Genomic DNA, 16,656 nt, shown 5'->3' on the forward strand with positions numbered 1-16,656 from the left:
CATCCCTTGCATGGAGATAGAGGAAGGAAGTAGGGCGAACGTCCCATGTCCGCGTCCATCGCGCGAGCCGGAGCTGTCCCGTCCGAGTGAAATTCGCGCATCTGTCGGGCATCGGTCACCGACCATCGATAGCGTTGCGAAACATCCGTCTCGCCCTTATCTCCCAACACTTCTGCCCCCGCTTCCCACCGCTGCCCCCTCACCTCCCACCATCTCGCCCACTACTCCTGTCACCGCTTCGGCCTCGTACCGCTTCGGCCACCCGAGTCGTGACGCCGCGTCCGAGGAGCCCACGCTGTCCAGCGATTCCCCCGCCGGCCTGACGCGCTTCAACACCGCCCCGGCCGACACCGTCGAGCGGGCCCTGCTGGCCTGCTGCGGAAACCGCCACTGGGCCCGCCGGCTCGCCGACCACCGCCCGTATCCGACCGTCGACGCGCTCCTCGCCGCCGCCGACGAGGCGAGCTACGACCTGTCCCGGACCGATCTCGCCGGGGCACTCGCCGACGAGACGCCGGCGGACGAGACGTCGGCCGACCCGCACCACGCGGCGCCGCACGCCGCCCGGACCGCGCTGCGGGCCGCGCACGCCGCGTACGAGAGCAGCTTCGGCCACGCGTTCGTCATCAGCCTCGACCGCTACCGCCCGGCGGAGCGCCTGAACCAGGTGCTGACCGGAATCCGCGAGCGGCTCGCCCACGACCCCGACGAGGAGCGCGCCGTCGCCGCCGACGAACTGCGCCTGCTCGCCCGCTCCCGGGTCGCGCGCCTCGTCGCCGACGGGCCGCCCGCACCCCGCCTTCCGCAGGAATCGAACGACTACGGCCGTCCGGATAGCCCGTCCGTGGCTGTTTGACTGCCTGTTTGATCACACCGACAGGCCCCCGGGCAATCGAACCGACAAAGCGTCGCTACGATGGCCAGCGGCCGGTGGACCGTACCCGGCCGGGCACGACCGACACCACTGTGCTTCATCGAGTAGAAGATGGCGGCCGGCCCCGATCCCCGCTCCCGGAGGGCTTTTCCGTGCCGGCAGGAACGCTGTACCGCGGCCGGGAAGGAATGTGGTCGTGGGTGGCTCATCGAGTCACCGGCGTCACCATCTTCTTCTTCCTGTTCGTCCATGTGCTGGACACCGCACTCGTCCGCGTCTCCCCCGAGGCCTACGACGACGTCGTGGCGACCTACAAGACGCCCCTCGTCGGAGTCATGGAGTACGGCCTCGTGGCCGCCGTCCTCTTCCACGCGCTCAACGGCCTTCGGGTGATCGCCGTGGACTTCTGGTCCAAGGGCCCGCGCTACCAGAAGCAGATGCTCTGGTCCGTCGTGGGTGTCTGGCTCGTCCTGATGCTGGGCGCCATCTACCCCGTGCTCGGCCACGCCGCACGCGAACTCTGGGGGAGCTGACCGATGTCCGCAGACACCACCGCGACCGGTTCCACCGCCGCGATCAGTCCCGTCGAGGGCGTGAGCGTCTTCGACGTCGACCACCCGGCCCCGCTCATCGAGCCGCCGCGCAAGCGCACCGCGAAGACCCCGAAGTCGACCCGCGGCAACTTCGAGATGGCCGCCTGGCTGTTCATGCGGCTGTCCGGCGTCGTCCTCGTCGTCCTGGTCATCGGCCATCTGCTCATCCAGCTGGTGCTGGACGGCGGCGTCACCAAGATCGGCTTCGCCTTCGTGGCCGGCCGCTGGGCGTCCCCGTTCTGGCAGGCCTGGGATCTGCTGATGCTGTGGCTGGCGATGCTGCACGGCGCCAACGGCATGCGCACGATCATCAACGACTACGCGGAGCGGCCCAACACGCGCCTGTGGCTCAAGGGCCTGCTGTACACCGCGACGGCGTTCACCATCCTGCTGGGCACGCTGGTGATCTTCACCTTCGACCCGAACATCCGCTAAAGCCGGGGCTGACGAGAGCAATGAAGATCCATAAGTACGACACCGTCATCGTCGGCGCCGGTGGCGCCGGTATGCGCGCGGCCATCGAGTCGACCAAGCGCAGCCGTACCGCCGTGCTGACGAAGCTGTATCCCACCAGGTCCCACACGGGCGCCGCGCAGGGCGGCATGGCCGCCGCGCTCGCCAACGTGGAGGAGGACAACTGGGAGTGGCACACCTTCGACACGATCAAGGGCGGCGACTACCTGGTCGACCAGGACGCCGCCGAGATCCTGGCGAAGGAGGCCATCGACGCGGTCCTGGACCTGGAGAAGATGGGTCTGCCGTTCAACAGGACGCCGGACGGCACCATCGACCAGCGCCGTTTCGGCGGCCACTCCCGTAACCACGGCGAGGCCCCGGTCCGCCGGTCCTGCTACGCGGCGGACCGCACCGGCCACATGATCCTCCAGACGCTCTACCAGAACTGTGTCAAGGAGGGCGTGGAGTTCTTCAACGAGTTCTACGTCCTGGACCAGTTGATCGTGGAGATCGACGGCGTCAAGACGTCGGCGGGCGTGGTCGCGTACGAGCTGGCCACCGGTGAGATCCATGTCTTCCAGGCGAAGTCGGTCATCTACGCGTCCGGCGGCACCGGCAAGTTCTTCAAGGTGACGTCCAACGCCCACACGCTCACCGGCGACGGCCAGGCGGCCTGCTACCGGCGCGGGCTGCCGCTGGAGGACATGGAGTTCTTCCAGTTCCACCCCACGGGCATCTGGCGCATGGGCATCCTCCTTACGGAGGGCGCCCGCGGCGAGGGCGGCATCCTCCGCAACAAGGACGGTGAGCGCTTCATGGAGAAGTACGCGCCCGTCATGAAGGACCTCGCCTCGCGCGACGTCGTCTCCCGGTCGATCTACACCGAGATCCGCGAGGGCCGCGGCTGCGGTCCCGAGGGCGACCACGTCTACCTCGACCTGACGCACCTGCCGCCGGAGCAGCTGGACGCCAAGCTCCCGGACATCACCGAGTTCGCCCGTACGTATCTGGGCATCGAGCCGTACACGGACCCGATCCCGATCCAGCCCACCGCGCACTACGCGATGGGCGGCATCCCGACCAACGTCCAGGGCGAGGTGCTGCGGGACAACACGACCGTCGTGCCCGGTCTGTACGCGGCCGGCGAGGTCGCGTGCGTGTCGGTGCACGGCGCCAACCGGCTGGGCACCAACTCGCTGCTCGACATCAACGTCTTCGGCAAGCGCTCCGGGATCGCCGCCGCCGAGTACGCGGCCAGGCACGAGCACGTCGAACTCCCCGAGAACCCGGCCGAGCTGGTCCAGACGCAGATCGAGCGGCTGCGCGACTCCACGGGCACCGAGCGGGTGGCGGACATCCGCCGCGAGCTCCAGGAGACCATGGACGCGAACGTCATGGTCTTCCGTACGGAGGAAACGATTCGCACGGCCGTCGAGAAGATCGGCGCGCTGCGTGACCGCTATCTGCGCGTGTCCATCCAGGACAAGGGCCGGCGCTTCAACACGGATCTGCTGGAGGCCGTCGAGCTGGGCAACCTGCTCGACCTGGCCGAGGTGATGGCCGTCTCCGCGCTCGCCCGCAAGGAGTCGCGCGGCGGTCACTACCGCGAGGACTTCCCCAACCGGGACGACGTGAACTTCATGCGCCACACCATGGCGTACCGCGAGGTCGGCGACGACGGCACCGAGTCCATCCGTCTCGACTACAAGCCGGTCGTCCAGACCCGCTACCAGCCGATGGAGCGTAAGTACTGATGGCAACTCCCCTCATGGACAAGGTCGAGGCCGAATCCGCGGCATCGCCGTACATCACGGTCACGCTGCGGATCCGCCGCTTCAACCCGGAGATCTCCGACGAGTCCCGCTGGGAGGACTTCTCGATCGAGATCGACCCCAAGGAGCGGGTGCTCGACGCCCTCCACAAGATCAAGTGGGACGTCGACGGCTCGCTGACCTTCCGGCGCTCCTGCGCGCACGGGATCTGCGGCTCGGACGCGATGCGGATCAACGGCAGGAACCGCCTCGCCTGCAAGACGCTGATCAAGGACATCACGTCGTTCGACAAGAAGACGGGCGCCGCGAAGCCGATCACGGTCGAGGCCATCAAGGGGCTCACGGTCCTCAAGGACCTGGTCGTGGACATGGACCCGTTCTTCCAGGCGTACCGCGACGTGATGCCGTTCCTGGTCACCACCGGGAACGAGCCGACGCGCGAGCGGCTTCAGTCGGCCGAGGACCGCGAGCGGTTCGACGACACGACGAAGTGCATCCTGTGCGCGGCGTGCACGTCGTCGTGCCCGGTGTTCTGGAACGACGGGCAGTACTTCGGCCCGGCGGCGATCGTCAACGCGCACCGCTTCATCTTCGACTCGCGTGACGAGGCGGGCGAGCAGCGCCTGGAGATCCTCAACGACAAGGACGGCGTGTGGCGTTGCCGCACGACGTTCAACTGCACGGACGCCTGCCCGCGCGGTATCGAGGTCACGAAGGCGATCCAGGAAGTCAAGCGCGCGCTGATCACGCGCCGCTTCTGAGCGGCCGGCGCACGCGCTTCGCGCGTTCCTGTCGGGTGGGGGCCCGTTTCCGTACAAAGCCGTAACGGCCCGTACGGGACGGGTCCTTTCTGTGCCAGGATTCAGTCCGACCAAGCAGCAGCAGGGAAGCGGGGAGACATGAGCCAGCCGAATCCGAACCCGAATCCGGAGGGGGACGGCGCCTACGGATGGGGTCCCACCCAGCCGGGCTACGGCTACCCGAACCCCGCCCCGGCGCCCGGGTACGGCTATCCCGGCGCGGGCGGTCCGGGCTACGACCCGACGCAGGCCGGGCAGCTCGTTCCGGTGGGCGGCGGCGCGCCGTTGGTGTCGATCGGCGACATCACCGTCATGAACCACGGAATCGTGACGCCGGCCGGGACGCTGCCGCTGCGCGGCGCGGTGTGGAACGCGACGGACATGTCGCGTACGGAGGAGAAGATCCCGGCGCACGCCATCGTCCTGGCGGTCGTCTTCTTCCTCTTCTGTCTGCTCGGTCTGCTCTTCCTGCTGATGAAGGAGCGCAAGACCACCGGCTTCATCCAGGTGATGGTGACCAGCGGCGGCAAGCACCACTCGACCATGGTCCCGGCCACCGGTCCGGACTCCTTCCAGATCATCATGGGGCAGGTGGGCTACGCCCGTTCACTCAGCAGCATGTAGCGACGAGGTGTGCGAGGTGCCATCGGTGCCATCGGTGCCTTCGGTGCCTTCGAGCCAGACCGTCACCGCGCGCCTGCGGTAGCCGTCCCGCTCCGCGTCCTCGACCGAGAACGTGACGGCCTGGCCCACCGCCGGCTCGACGCGCCGGCTGGACCGACTACGAGGCGTTCCTGTTCGACCTCGACGTCCTGGACGATGCCGGGTCCCCGACCGTCGTGTCCTGGTCGTTCAAGGACGGGGACGAGGTCGGCTGCCACGAGTCGTTCTGGGACTGGGTCGCCAGCCAGGGCACCAGGGTCGCCTTTCTATGACTGAGGGTCTGGCGCCCGGCCCGACGCGTCACGCCTGGCGCGAAGCCAACTGCACGACGGTGACGTCCGCCGGCGCCCCGACCCGCACCGGCGGACCCCACGCCCCGGCCCCGCGTGTCACGTAGAGCGCGGTGTCGCCGTACTGCTCAAGACCGGCCAGGGTCGGGTTGGCCGCCTGCGCGATGTAGTTCACCGGCCACATCTGGCCGCCGTGGGTGTGTCCCGACAGCTGGAGGTCGATGCCGTGCTTGACCGCGTCGTGGATGACGACCGGCTGGTGCGCGAGGAGTACGGAAGCCCTCGCCGGGTCACGGCCGCCGAGCGCCTTCGCGAAGTCGGGGCCTTCGCCCTCCGCCTCGCCCGCGATGTCGTTGACGCCCGCCAGATCGAACCCGGCGATCTCCACCCGGGCGTTCTCCAGCGGGTGCAGGCCCAACTCCCTTACGTGGTCGACCCATTCGCCCGCGTCGCCGAAGTACTCGTGGTTTCCGGTGACGAAGTACGAGCCGTGCCTGGCCTTCAGCCCGGCCAGCGGCTCGGCCGCCGGGCCGAGGTCGGCGACGGTCCCGTCCACCAGGTCGCCGACGACGGCGATGAGATCGGGGTTCGTGGAGTTGATGGTGTCCACGACGCGCTGCGCGTGGGCCCTGCCCAGCAGCGGGCCGAGGTGGATGTCGCTGACGACGGCGATCCGGTAGCCGTGCGCGGCACGGGGCAGCTTCGCGAGGGGCACCGTGACGCGCTTGACGCTGGGGCCGCGCAGCACGTTCGCCGTGCCGTATCCGACGGTGGCGAGCGCGGCGGCGGCAGCGGCGCCGCCGACGACGCGGGAGACGAAGAGCCGCCGGGAGGGGGCGGTGGCCGGGGCGGCCGTGTGGTCGGTACCGGCGCCGGGGCCGGGGCTGGAGGGGGGCGGCGCGTTCGAGGCCGACGGCGCGCCGACGGTCGCCGGCTCCTCGACGGGGGCCGTCTCCGGGGCCGTACCGGCCGCTGCCGCCGCCCGGCGGTCGAGCACCCGGCGCAGCAGCGGCCGTACGGCTTCGCCCACCAGCAGTGCCAGCAGCAGGTACAGCAGCGTCGCCAGCCACATGTACGCGGGCCAGCCGAGGATCTGCTTCAGCGCGAATGGTGTCTCGGCGCGGCCCACCCCCACACCGGCGACGGCGAGGACCGGCAGCATGATGATCACGGCGGTGCCCGCCTTGCGGGCCGTACCCCCCGCCACGGTCGTGTCGCGGACCAGGCGCCGCCATATGTAGTAATGCGCGCCCGCCACCAGCGTGACGGCGGCGAGCGCCACCAGAACAACCACGACGATCACGAGCCGATCCCCTTTATCCCTGTCGCTGTCTCTGTACTACGTGCTCGTCGCCGGGTTCGTTCCTCGAATCGGGCAGCGGCTCGGACGTCGACTCGCCGCTCAACTCGCCGCTCAACTCGCCGCTCAACTTGCCGCTCAACTTGCCGCTCGACTCGCCGCTCAACTCGTCGCTCGACTCGCGCCGCCAGGCGCGGACTCCACGGAACCCCACCGCCCCAACTCCCGTCCCCAGAAGGAAGGACGTAATGGCGAGCAGCAGATGCACCCAGAAGTAGCCCGTGGGGTCACCGGCGTCGTCGAAGGCGAGTCCGCTGCCGTCCTGCCACAAATTCTTGACGAAAGTGATCCAGATGAACCAGCTCCACACCCCGAAGGCGAGCAGGAACCAGGACACGGGGCGGCTGAGCTTCATGGTTCCAGTATCGCCGCAGCCCTCCCCGTCGCTTCGCCGGGGGCTGCCCGCCGGGGGCCGGTGGCCGGAAAGTGGTCTGTCCCAGCGGCGGAAGCGGCGGGTCCACCCGTCGGTGTTCGGATCACCGGCCAGGCCATGTACGTTCTCGACCGTGTCCGCATTGAAAAAGGCCGTGTTGACGGTCCTCACCGCCGCGTTGCTGCCCATCCTGACCGCCGCGCCCGTCCTGGCGGACGACGCGAACGCGGCGAAGTCCGAGGACAAGCAGCCGAAGCCACCAGCGGCCATGTCGACGGTCGGCGGCTCCCTTCTCGGCAAGCCCGGGACCCAGGTGAATCTCGCCCCCGGCGTGCCGGTCCTGCCGAAGAAGCTGACCGGCCGATCCTGGATCGTCGCGGACGCCGAGAACGGCGAGGTACTGGCCTCGCACAACGCGCACTGGCAGCTGCCGCCCGCGTCGACGCTGAAGATGCTCTTCGCCGACACGGTCCTGCCGCTGCTGCCGAAGACCGAGTCCCACAAGGTGACGAACGCCGACCTGGCCGGCGTCGGCGAGGGCAGCAGCCTCGTCGGGGTCAAGGAGGAGAGCACGTACACCGTCCATGACCTGTGGATGGGCGTGTTCCTGCGCTCGGGCAACGACGCCGTGCACGTGCTGTCCGAGATGAACGGTGGCGTCCCCAAGACGGTCGCCGACATGAACAAGCACGCCGCAGATCTCGGGGCGAACGACACGCATGTCGTCTCGCCGGACGGTTACGACGAGAAGGGCCAGGTCTCCAGCGCGTACGACCTCACCCTGATCGCCCGCTCCGGACTCCAGAAGAAGGACTTCCGGGAGTACTCCTCGACCGTCAGGGTGCAGTTCCCCGGCGAGGAGAAGAAGGCGAAGAAGGGCAAGAAGGCCCCGAAGCGCGAGACCTTCGAGATCCAGAACACCAACCGGCTGCTGACCGGTGACTCCGGCCTGGAGCCCTACAAGGGCATCGCCGGAGTCAAGAACGGCAACACCACCAACGCGGGCTCGACCTTTACCGGTGTCGCCGAACGCGACGGCCGGGTCCTGCTGGTCACGGTCATGAATCCGTCCGAGAAGGAGAGCCTGGCGGTCTATCAGGAGACGGGCCGACTGCTGGACTGGGGCTTCACCGCCGCCGGGAAGGTCAAGCCGGTCGGCGCGCTGGTGAAACCCCGGTCCGCCGACGGCCGCTCCGACAAGGAGGCCGTGGGGCAGAAGGACTCGGGCGACAAGGGCGAGGCGGGCGGCAGCGCCGGGACGGACCAGGCCTCGCTGGGCGACAAGGCTTCCGCGTCGTCCGGGTCGAGCGGGATGAAGATCGCGGTGGCCATCACGGGCGGCGCGCTGCTGCTGCTGGCGGCGGCCGTCTTCCTGGTGAACCGCCGCTGGCCGCTCCCGGACTTGGTCAAGCGCCTGCCGCGCCGCTAGGCCGTGTGGCCGCCCACCTCAAACCGTCCGGTGGCCAGCCCAAGCCCGTCCGCCGGGCACCCCAAGCCCGTCCGGCGGGCACCCCAAGCCCGTCCGGCGGGCATCTCAAGCCCGTCCGGCGATTGAGGACACCACCCACCGGCCGGAACCCACCCCAAGCCCGTCCGGCGATTGAGGACAAACCCGGCCACCGGACGGACCCGGTCAACGCTCCCCGGCCACAGCCCCACCCACCGGCTCCGCCTTGCTCGGCGTCGCCGTCCAGGCGGCACAGAACAGCAGCAGCTTCGCCGTGAAGTTGATCCACAGCAGCAGCGCGACGGGCACCCCGAACGCGCCGTACATGCTCTTACCCGCGACGTCCCGCACATAGCCGCCGAGCAGCAGCTTGAGCAGTTCGAAGCCGACCGCGCCGATGATCGCGGCGACGACCAGCCGGCGCCGTGGCGGGTGCACGCCGGGCAGCAGCGTCAGCACGTACAGCAGGATGAGGAAGCCCGCGACGGCCGCCACGGCGATCGCCGCGATCTGGAGCAGTACCCCGCCCGCGCCGCCCTCCGGGATGCCGAGCCGGTCGGCGGTCCAGCCGACGGTCGTGGAGCCGAGGGCCGACGCGCCGATCGAGGCGAGACCGGTGACGCCGAGCCCGACGAGGATGACCGCGTCCTTGCCCTTCTGTACGAAGAGGTTGCCGTCCTCCGCGTCGTCCAGCTCCCATACGGCGCGCAGGCACTCCCGCATCGAGCCGACCCAGCCGATGCCGGTGAACAGCAGCAGCGCGCCCGCCACCAGCCCCACCGTCGCCGCGTTGGCGACCAGCGCGTGCAGATCCAGCTGGTCGGAGATGCCGGGCACCTGGTCGGTGAGCTTGCGCTGGAGCCGGTCGAGCCGGTCCTGGCTGAGCAGCGCTGCCCCGATCGCCGCGCCCACGGTGATCAGCGGGAAGAGCGCCAGGAAGCTGATGAAGGTGATCGCCGCCGCGAGCCGGGACCAGTGGGCCCGGTCCAGGGTCTCGTAGGAACGCCAGGCGTGCGTCAGCGTCAGCCGGGCCACGAGCGGGCCGACGACGGGGAGTTTCTTCAGCCAGTCCATGACGGAGACCTGCCCTCGGATCGGAAAGCCAACGGTCGGGTACCCCGGATGCCGATTCTCACGTCGCCGTCCGACGACACCCGCCGAACCATCCAACGAACCACCCATTCATACGAGTACAGCAGCGAATACGGCTTACAGCGCAAAGAATGACGTTTAGGGCGATACCGTCTCGACCATGTCTGCCGAGATCGCCGACCCTCTCACCGACGACATCGTCCCCGTCACCGGCTGGGGCCGTACCGCCCCCACGGCCGCCGCCCGTCTCGTACGGCCCCGTTCCCACGAGGAGACGGCCCGCGCCGTACGCGACTGCGGTACGCGCGGCTCCATCCCGCGCGGCCTCGGCCGCGCGTACGGCGACGCGGCGCAGAACGCGGGCGGCTCCGTCATCGACATGACCGCCCTGAACCGCGTCATCTCCCTCGACGCCGAGGCCGGGATTGTCGTGTGCGAGGCGGGGATCAGCCTGCACCGGCTGATGGAGGTGCTGCTGCCGCGTGGCTGGTTCGTGCCGGTGACGCCCGGGACCCGCCAGGTCACGGTCGGCGGGGCGATCGGCGCCGACATCCACGGCAGGAACCACCCGGTGGCGGGCTCGTTCTCCCGCCACGTGCTGTCGCTGGAGCTGCTCACCGCCGACGGCGCCGTACGTACGGTCGTGCCCGGCACGCCCCTGTTCGACGCGACGGCGGGCGGTATGGGGCTGACGGGAGTGATCCTTACGGCGGCCTTCCGGCTGCACCCCGTCGAGACCTCGCTGATGTCCGTCGACACCGAACGCGCCACGGACCTTGACGATCTGATGGCCCGTCTCACCGCGTCCGACAACACGTCCGACACCGCGTCCGGCAACACGACCGGCAACACGTCCGGAGACCGCCACCGTTACACGGTGGCCTGGATCGATCTGCTCGCCCGTGGCTCCTCCTTGGGACGCTCCGTCCTCATCCGTGGTGACCACACGCCACTCGACGCGCTGTCCGGTCGCGCCCGCAGACAGCCGCTCGCCTTCCGGCCGGGCCGGCTGCCCGCCGCGCCCTCCTACGTACCCGAGGGGCTGCTGGGACGCACCGCGGTCGGGCTCTTCAACGAGCTCCGGTACCGGGGCGCGCCGCACCGGCGGACCGGTGAACTCCGTCGTATCCCGGCCTTCTTCCATCCGCTGGACGGCGTGCCGCGCTGGAACCGGGTGTACGGGCGCGGCGGCTTCGTCCAGTACCAGTTCGCCGTCGGACACGGCCAGGAAGAGGCCCTGACCCGGATCGTGCGACGCGTCGTCCGGCGCGGCTGCCCCTCCTTCCTCGCCGTGCTCAAGCGTTTCGGCGCGGGTGATCCCGGCTGGCTGTCCTTCCCGATGGCCGGCTGGACGCTCTCGCTGGACATCCCCACCGGGCTGCCCGGCCTGGGCCCCTTCCTCGACGAACTGGACGAGGACGTCGCCGCCGCCGGGGGCCGGGTCGCTCTCGCGAAGGACTCGCGGCTGCGGCCCGAACTGCTGGCCGCGATGTATCCGCGACTGGACGAATTCCGGTCGCTACGGGCCGAGTTGGACCCGCGCGGTGTCTTCGTCTCCGATCTCTCCCGCCGTCTCTCGATCTGACGGCCGGGTCCTCGCTTCGGGCCTCGTCTCAGCCTGCGTGAGGCACACCCGCATCCCCGCACCCCGCACCCCTCGCTGCAAGGAGCACAGCACCATGAAGGACGCCTTCGGCATCCCGCAGTCCCTGCTCGTCCTCGGTGGGACGTCCGAGATCGCGCTGGCCACGGCGCGCCGGCTGATCGCGCGCCGTACGCGTACGGTCTGGCTGGCCGGCCGCGCGTCACCCGCGCTCGACACCGCGGCCGAGCAGTTGCGTACCCAGGGCGCGGACGTCCGCACCGTCGACTTCGACGCGCTCGACCCCGCCTCGCACGCGGAAGTGCTCGGCAAGGTCTTCGCGGAGGGCGACATCGACATGACGCTGCTCGCCTTCGGCGTACTCGGCGACCAGGCGCACGACGAGGCCGATCCGCCGGCCGCCGTCCGAGTCGCGCAGACCAACTACACGGGGGCGGTCTCGGCCGGTCTGGTGTGCGCGGCGGCGATGCAGACGCAGGGGCACGGTTCGCTGGTGGTGCTGTCGTCGGTGGCCGGCGAGCGGGCGCGGCGCGCCAATTTCATCTACGGGTCGAGCAAGGCGGGCCTGGACGCGTTCGCGCAGGGGCTCGGGGACGCGATGTACGGCACGGGTGTGCATGTGATGGTCGTGCGGCCCGGCTTCGTACGGACGAGGATGACGGCCGGGCTGGAGGAGACTCCGCTGGCCACCACGCCGGAGGCGGTGGCGGCGGCCGTGGAACTGGGGCTGCGGCGCCGCTCGGAGACGGTGTGGGTGCCGGGGGCGCTGCGGGTGGCGATGTCGGTGCTGCGGCATCTGCCGAGGCCGCTCTTCCGGCGGCTGCCGGTCTGAGCCGTGTTTCCGGCGCCGGGGCTGGTGCTGGGTCGGGGCCGGCCGGGGCTGGGGGCCGGGTCGGGCCGGGTCGGGTCGGGTCGGGTCGGGTCGGGTCGGGGGCTGACGCCGGCTACTGGCGGAGGGACGAGGTGGCGGGCAGGTCGACGGGGGTGCTCTGCGAGGGCACTCCCGTGATCTCCGTACCACCGCCGAAGGCGTACTCGTGCAGCATCCGCCACACGCCGTCCGCGCCCTGCTCGTAGAGGCCGAAGGAGGCGCAGCTCCAGCCGGCCGTGTAGTCGGCCAGCTCCGCGTACGCCCGGTCCATCGCCTCCTCGGAGATGCCGTGCGCCACGGTCACATGGGGGTGGTACGGGAACTGGAGCTCCCGTACCAGCGGCCCCGACGCCTCCCTGACCCGCTTCTGGAGCCAGGTGCACGCCGAGCCGCCCTCGACGACCTGGATGAAGACGACCGGCGACAGCGGGCGGAAGGTGCCCGTGCCGTAGAGCCGCATGGGGAAGGGGCGGCCCGCCGTGGCGACCGAGGCGAGATGCGCCTCGACGGTGGGCAGCGTCGCGGCGTCGACCTCGGTCGGCGGCAGGAGCGTGACGTGCGTGGGGATGCCGTGCGCGGCAGGGTCACCGAAGCCCACACGGCGCTCTTGGAGCAGGCTGCCGTACGGCTCCGGGACCGCGATCGAAACGCCGAGCGTTACGGTCCCCACGTCGTTCTCCTCAGTCCGTGTGTGTGCGGGTGTCGCTTGGTGCTTGGTGCTTGCTGCTACGTGCTGCAAGGTGCTGCCACGTGCTTGGTCCTTGGTGCGGATGTGACTGTCGTGAAGGTCGTGCGTGGTGCGGCTCGTGTGGCCGCGCCGAGGGTGTGGCCGATTCCGTCCCTGCGCCAGTGTGGCGCCCACACCGCCCGCCTGGCCAGGGTCCTTGGTCAGCAGTACGCGGGCGGCGCGCATGCGGTACGGCGCCGACGGCCGGCCGGGGCGGGCGAGCCGTGGTCGGCGGACCCCTGCCCGGTCCCGCTCAGTACCCGCTCAGTGCTTCGCGGGCAGCAGACCGATCCGGTCGTACGCCTGGGCCAGAGTCTCCGCGGCGACCGCGCGGGCCTTCTCGGCACCCTCGGCCAGGATCGAGTCCAGCGTCTCCGGATCGTCCAGATACTCCTGGGTGCGGCTGCGGAAAGGTGTGACGAAATCGACCACGGCCTCGGCCAGGTCCACCTTCAGGGCGCCGTACCCCTTGCCCTCGTATCTCCGCTCCAGGTCCGGGACGCTCGCGCCCGTGAGCGTGGAGAAGATCGTGAGGAGATTGCTGATGCCCGGCTTGGCGTCGGCGTCGAAGCGGATCTCGGTGCCGGTGTCGGTGACGGCGCTCTTGATCTTCTTCGCGGTGACCTTGGGGTCGTCCAGCAGATTGACCAGGCCCTTCGGCGTGGACGCCGATTTGCTCATCTTGATCAACGGGTCCTGGAGGTCGTAGATCTTCGCGACCTCCTTGACGATGTGCGGCTTCGGGACCGTGAACGTACTGCCGAAGCGGGTGTTGAACCGCTCGGCGAGGTCACGTGTCAGCTCGACGTGCTGGCGCTGGTCCTCGCCGACCGGGACCGAGTCCGCCTGGTAGAGCAGGATGTCGGCGACCTGGAGGATCGGATACGTGAAGAGTCCGACGGTGGCGCGGTCGGCGCCCTGCCTGGCCGACTTGTCCTTGAACTGCGTCATGCGCGACGCCTCGCCGAAGCCCGTCAGACAGTTCATCACCCAGCCCAGCTGGGCGTGTTCGGGCACATGGCTCTGGATGAACAGCGTGCAGCGTCGCGGGTCGAGACCGCCCGCGAGGAGCTGCGCCGCCGCGAGCCTGGTGTTGGCGCGCAGGTCGGCGGGCTCCTGCGGCATGGTGATCGCGTGCAGGTCCACGACCATGTAGAACGCGTCGTGGGTTTCTTGCAGCGCCACATACTGCCGGATCGCACCGAGGTAGTTCCCGAGATGGAACGAGCCTGCGGTGGGCTGGATGCCGGAGAGCGCGCGAGGACGAGTGGCCATGTAGAACATTCTCTCAGGTGGCACTGACAGGTCGGGACAGGCCGGGAACGGATCTGCGGTGACCGGTGTATCAAGGGTGTGAGGACACGGGAGGGGACCCTGGAGGGGGGCCGCATCCTGACGGTTGCGGATGAATCGGCTGTGATCGCGCGTGTGCGTTCCGGGGAGCGGGAGGCGTATGCGGAGCTGGTGCGCGCCTATACGGGGATCGCGCTCCGGGTGGCGGTGGCCTGCGGCGCGGGGGCGGAAGCCGAGGACGTGGTGCAGTCCGCGTTCATCAAGGCGTATCTGTCCCTGGGGAGCTTCAAGGACGGTGCGCCGTTCCGGCCCTGGCTGATACGGATCGTCGCCAATGAGACAAGGAACACCGTGCGGTCGGCGGTCCGGCTGCGGGCCGTGGCGGGGCGCGAGGCGGCGCTGCTGCGGGGTGAGCCGCTGATACCGGAATCGGCCGATCCCGCGGTGGCCGCGGTGCGGGAGGAGCGGAGCGCCGAGTTGTGGGCGGCGCTCGACGAGCTGAGCGACGACCACCGCGATGTGGTGGCGTGCCGCTATCTGCTGGAGATGAACGAGGCGGAGACGGCGGAGGCGCTGGGCTGGCCGCGGGGCACGGTGAAGTCCCGGCTGAGTCGCGCGCTGAAACTGATGGGCGGGCTGCTGGCGCCCACGCCCGCGTCCGCTTCTGAGCGGGGGCCGCGGTCTGGGGCGGGCTCGGGCTCGGGAGAGAGAGGAGGTGGCGGGCATGAGTGACGGCGAACGTGACGATCTTCCCGAGGAGTTGCGGGAGCTGGGGCGCGGTATGCGGGTCCCGGATGTCGACGGCGAGACGATGGCCGAGCGTGTGCTGGCACAGCTCCTCGCCGACGCGGCGCCCGTTCCGACCCCGACCCCGGCGCGGGCGCGGGCGCGGGTGTCCGGGTGGGCGGCTCGGGTGGCGCGGCTCCGTCGTCTGCCGCGCGGCAGGTGGCGCGCGTTGGCCGCCGGTCTCTCGGGACTGCTGGTCGCGCTGGTGCTGACGCCGCCGGTGCGGGCGGCGGTGGCCGACTGGTTCGACTTCGGCGGGGTCCAGGTGCGGTACGACCCGGCGGCGACACCCCGTCCGAGCGCGCCGGTGCCGGGCTGCGCCAATCCGGTGCCGATCGAGGAAGTGGAGCGGCGGGCGGGGTTCACACCACGGATCCCGGCCGAGCTCGGCGCCCCCGACCGGGTGTCGCTGGACACGGTGTCGGCGGGCCGTCCGGTGGTGAGTCTGTGCTGGACGGACTCCAGGGGGCGGACGATACGGCTGGACGAGTTCCCGGCCGGTCTGGACATGGGGTTCTCGAAGCAGGTCCGGCACATGCCCGAGTGGGTGCTGCTGAACGCCGGGGAGGTGAACGAGTCGACGGGCCTGTGGTTCGCCGATCCTCATCTCCTGCGATTCCGGATGATCGACGGCCGGGGTGCGGGCTGGACGCAGTCGGCGCGGACGGCGGGTCCGACGTTGCTGTGGGAGGTCGGCGGCCGGAGCGGGAGCACCGACGAGCGGCTGACGCTGCGGCTGGAGGGCGTGTCGTCGGTGGAGCGCGCGACGGCTGTCGCCCAGTCGATGCGCTGACCGAAGAGACTGACCGAAGAAGGTGCGGTGAAGTGGGAACCGGTCCGGCTCGGGCGGTGTACAGGAAGTGACGCGAAGGCGGTCCGGACGGTCCGGGCCGGGCGTCGGCAGGGGGAATCATGCGACTTCGATGTACGAGCACGGTCGGACGGCTCGGGCGTGCCCTGGCAACTCTGATCGCGGTCACGGCGCTGACCTGGGCGTTCGCCCCGAGCGCGGTGGCCGGTGGTCCCACGAGCGTGCTGATCGCCTCCCCGGACAGCGCGGAGACGGCCTCGTTCTACTTCAGCGACGGGGAGTACGAGGCGCTGTCGACGGAGCTCGGCAGCGAAGGGATGGGAGGGCTGCCGAAGGGGCAGAAGAAGCCCCCGCCGTCCGTGGAATCGGCGATGGGCTCCCGGCAGATCAATGTGACGTGGATGGCCCACGATGTGGATCCCTGGCGGCTGGACCGCGTGTATCCGAGCGCGGACGCCTCGACGGTCTGGATATACACGTCGACGGACAGGTCGGGATTGGACACCGGCGTATGGCACAAGGCGTATGACCCGGCCGCGCTGCGCGCGCTGTTGAAGAAGTTCGGCGTCATGGGCGAGAGGGACGGCAGTGCGGCCGGCGCGGCGGATACGCCCGCGAAGGACCAGCAGCGGGCCGCGGCGGCGGGGGCGTCTTCCGGGGGCACGGACGGCTGGTGGTGGGCGATACCGGCGCTGGGGGCCGGCGTGGTGCTGGGCCTGGTGCTGCGTCCGCTGGCGGGGCGACTGCCCCGGCCGCCGTTCGGACGGGGCGGGAACAGGCCGGAGGCGGGTCCGCGCAGGCAGCTGCTGGAGATGTGATCCAACCCGACCCGCCTGCGGGGTTGT

Annotated in this window: 17 protein-coding genes and 1 pseudogene; 12 read left to right on the forward strand and 6 right to left on the reverse strand. The window is 70.1% G+C overall.

Features of this window, described 5'->3' with window-relative positions:
- The first annotated feature begins 10 nt into the window (after window positions 1–10).
- The 6 genes from OG700_RS13910 (at window position 11) to OG700_RS13935 (ending at window position 5,119) form a co-directional block, all read left to right on the forward strand.
- The gene (locus OG700_RS13910) at window positions 11–856 is read left to right on the forward strand and encodes a 2-oxo-4-hydroxy-4-carboxy-5-ureidoimidazoline decarboxylase (protein WP_405613338.1); all 846 of its coding nucleotides are present in this window, start codon (window positions 11–13) and stop codon (window positions 854–856) included.
- A gap of 170 nt (window positions 857–1,026) precedes the next feature.
- Window positions 1,027–1,407 carry a succinate dehydrogenase, cytochrome b556 subunit gene (gene sdhC / locus OG700_RS13915; RefSeq protein WP_405613340.1) on the forward strand — a complete coding sequence of 127 codons (381 nt, stop codon included), beginning with the start codon at window positions 1,027–1,029 and terminating at the stop codon, window positions 1,405–1,407.
- Between the two features lie 3 nt (window positions 1,408–1,410).
- Window positions 1,411–1,902 (forward strand): succinate dehydrogenase hydrophobic membrane anchor subunit, encoded by a 492-nt coding sequence (locus OG700_RS13920; protein ID WP_405613342.1) that lies wholly within the window; start codon window positions 1,411–1,413, stop codon window positions 1,900–1,902.
- Between the two features lie 20 nt (window positions 1,903–1,922).
- Window positions 1,923–3,677, forward strand: a complete 1,755-nt coding sequence (gene sdhA, locus OG700_RS13925) for a succinate dehydrogenase flavoprotein subunit (RefSeq protein ID WP_405613344.1) — start codon at window positions 1,923–1,925, stop codon at window positions 3,675–3,677.
- The gene (locus OG700_RS13930) at window positions 3,677–4,456 is read left to right on the forward strand and encodes a succinate dehydrogenase iron-sulfur subunit (protein ID WP_405613346.1); all 780 of its coding nucleotides are present in this window, start codon (window positions 3,677–3,679) and stop codon (window positions 4,454–4,456) included. Before sdhA ends, OG700_RS13930 begins: the two co-directional genes overlap by 1 nt.
- 138 nt (window positions 4,457–4,594) lie before the next feature.
- A complete protein-coding gene (locus OG700_RS13935) occupies window positions 4,595–5,119 on the forward strand; it encodes a hypothetical protein (RefSeq protein WP_405613348.1) in 525 nt (174 codons plus the stop codon).
- On the opposite strand, the gene OG700_RS13940 is transcribed toward OG700_RS13935, so the two are convergent.
- The 3 genes and pseudogenes from OG700_RS13940 to OG700_RS13950 form a co-directional block, all read right to left on the reverse strand.
- On the reverse strand, window positions 5,102–5,248 hold the full coding sequence (locus OG700_RS13940; protein ID WP_405613350.1) for a hypothetical protein: 147 nt from the start codon (window positions 5,246–5,248) through the stop codon (window positions 5,102–5,104). The two genes, OG700_RS13935 and OG700_RS13940, sit on opposite strands and share 18 nt — an antisense overlap.
- A gap of 210 nt (window positions 5,249–5,458) precedes the next feature.
- Window positions 5,459–6,751, reverse strand: coding sequence for a metallophosphoesterase (locus OG700_RS13945; protein WP_405613352.1), 1,293 nt, complete (start codon window positions 6,749–6,751; stop codon window positions 5,459–5,461).
- A 175-nt stretch (window positions 6,752–6,926) separates the two neighbouring features.
- Window positions 6,927–7,163: pseudogene (locus OG700_RS13950) on the reverse strand (SCO4848 family membrane protein); the annotation flags it as partial.
- Window positions 7,164–7,338: 175 nt separating this feature from the next.
- On the opposite strand from OG700_RS13950, the gene OG700_RS13955 reads away from it, so the two are divergent.
- Entirely contained in the window at window positions 7,339–8,610 is a 1,272-nt protein-coding gene (locus OG700_RS13955) for a D-alanyl-D-alanine carboxypeptidase family protein (RefSeq protein WP_405621690.1), read from the forward strand.
- A gap of 204 nt (window positions 8,611–8,814) precedes the next feature.
- On the opposite strand, the gene OG700_RS13960 is transcribed toward OG700_RS13955, so the two are convergent.
- On the reverse strand, window positions 8,815–9,702 hold the full coding sequence (locus OG700_RS13960) for a YihY/virulence factor BrkB family protein (protein WP_405613354.1): 888 nt from the start codon (window positions 9,700–9,702) through the stop codon (window positions 8,815–8,817).
- Between the two features lie 178 nt (window positions 9,703–9,880).
- Between OG700_RS13960 and OG700_RS13965 the strand changes: the two genes are divergently transcribed.
- Together OG700_RS13965 and OG700_RS13970 are read left to right on the forward strand one after the other, a co-directional pair.
- Window positions 9,881–11,305 (forward strand): FAD-binding protein, encoded by a 1,425-nt coding sequence (locus OG700_RS13965; protein ID WP_405613356.1) that lies wholly within the window; start codon window positions 9,881–9,883, stop codon window positions 11,303–11,305.
- 94 nt (window positions 11,306–11,399) lie between these two features.
- A complete protein-coding gene (locus OG700_RS13970) occupies window positions 11,400–12,155 on the forward strand; it encodes a decaprenylphospho-beta-D-erythro-pentofuranosid-2-ulose 2-reductase (RefSeq protein ID WP_405613358.1) in 756 nt (251 codons plus the stop codon).
- A 112-nt stretch (window positions 12,156–12,267) separates the two neighbouring features.
- On the opposite strand, the gene OG700_RS13975 is transcribed toward OG700_RS13970, so the two are convergent.
- Both OG700_RS13975 and trpS read right to left on the reverse strand, forming a co-directional pair.
- Window positions 12,268–12,864: a 2'-5' RNA ligase family protein gene (locus OG700_RS13975; protein WP_405613360.1), complete on the reverse strand. Its 597-nt coding sequence runs from the start codon at window positions 12,862–12,864 to the stop codon at window positions 12,268–12,270.
- Between the two features lie 321 nt (window positions 12,865–13,185).
- Entirely contained in the window at window positions 13,186–14,205 is a 1,020-nt protein-coding gene (trpS, locus tag OG700_RS13980; RefSeq protein WP_405621692.1) for a tryptophan--tRNA ligase, read from the reverse strand.
- A 69-nt stretch (window positions 14,206–14,274) separates the two neighbouring features.
- Between trpS and OG700_RS13985 the strand changes: the two genes are divergently transcribed.
- The 3 genes from OG700_RS13985 (at window position 14,275) to OG700_RS13995 (ending at window position 16,629) form a co-directional block, all read left to right on the forward strand.
- Window positions 14,275–14,946 carry an RNA polymerase sigma factor gene (locus OG700_RS13985; RefSeq protein WP_405613362.1) on the forward strand — a complete coding sequence of 224 codons (672 nt, stop codon included), beginning with the start codon at window positions 14,275–14,277 and terminating at the stop codon, window positions 14,944–14,946.
- Window positions 14,939–15,793: a hypothetical protein gene (locus OG700_RS13990; RefSeq protein WP_405613364.1), complete on the forward strand. Its 855-nt coding sequence runs from the start codon at window positions 14,939–14,941 to the stop codon at window positions 15,791–15,793. Before OG700_RS13985 ends, OG700_RS13990 begins: the two co-directional genes overlap by 8 nt.
- 119 nt (window positions 15,794–15,912) lie before the next feature.
- Entirely contained in the window at window positions 15,913–16,629 is a 717-nt protein-coding gene (locus OG700_RS13995; protein ID WP_405613366.1) for a hypothetical protein, read from the forward strand.
- Window positions 16,630–16,656: the final 27 nt, after the last annotated feature.

The sequence above is a fragment of the Streptomyces sp. NBC_01508 genome, assembly GCF_045040315.1.
Classification (GTDB): domain Bacteria; phylum Actinomycetota; class Actinomycetes; order Streptomycetales; family Streptomycetaceae; genus Streptomyces.

Excerpts from the sequence above, each read along its gene's own strand:
- OG700_RS13910 (WP_405613338.1), top strand. The coding sequence starts at position 11 with ATGGAGATAGAGGAAGGAAGTAGGGCGAACGTCCCATGTCCGCGTCCA.
- OG700_RS13920 (WP_405613342.1), top strand. The coding sequence starts at position 1,411 with ATGTCCGCAGACACCACCGCGACCGGTTCCACCGCCGCGATCAGTCCC.
- sdhA (WP_405613344.1), top strand. The coding sequence starts at position 1,923 with ATGAAGATCCATAAGTACGACACCGTCATCGTCGGCGCCGGTGGCGCC.
- OG700_RS13930 (WP_405613346.1), top strand. The coding sequence starts at position 3,677 with ATGGCAACTCCCCTCATGGACAAGGTCGAGGCCGAATCCGCGGCATCG.
- OG700_RS13935 (WP_405613348.1), top strand. The coding sequence starts at position 4,595 with ATGAGCCAGCCGAATCCGAACCCGAATCCGGAGGGGGACGGCGCCTAC.
- OG700_RS13960 (WP_405613354.1), bottom strand. The coding sequence starts at position 9,702 with ATGGACTGGCTGAAGAAACTCCCCGTCGTCGGCCCGCTCGTGGCCCGG.
- OG700_RS13965 (WP_405613356.1), top strand. The coding sequence starts at position 9,881 with ATGTCTGCCGAGATCGCCGACCCTCTCACCGACGACATCGTCCCCGTC.
- OG700_RS13970 (WP_405613358.1), top strand. The coding sequence starts at position 11,400 with ATGAAGGACGCCTTCGGCATCCCGCAGTCCCTGCTCGTCCTCGGTGGG.
- trpS (WP_405621692.1), bottom strand. The coding sequence starts at position 14,205 with ATGTTCTACATGGCCACTCGTCCTCGCGCGCTCTCCGGCATCCAGCCC.
- OG700_RS13990 (WP_405613364.1), top strand. The coding sequence starts at position 14,939 with ATGAGTGACGGCGAACGTGACGATCTTCCCGAGGAGTTGCGGGAGCTG.
- OG700_RS13995 (WP_405613366.1), top strand. The coding sequence starts at position 15,913 with ATGCGACTTCGATGTACGAGCACGGTCGGACGGCTCGGGCGTGCCCTG.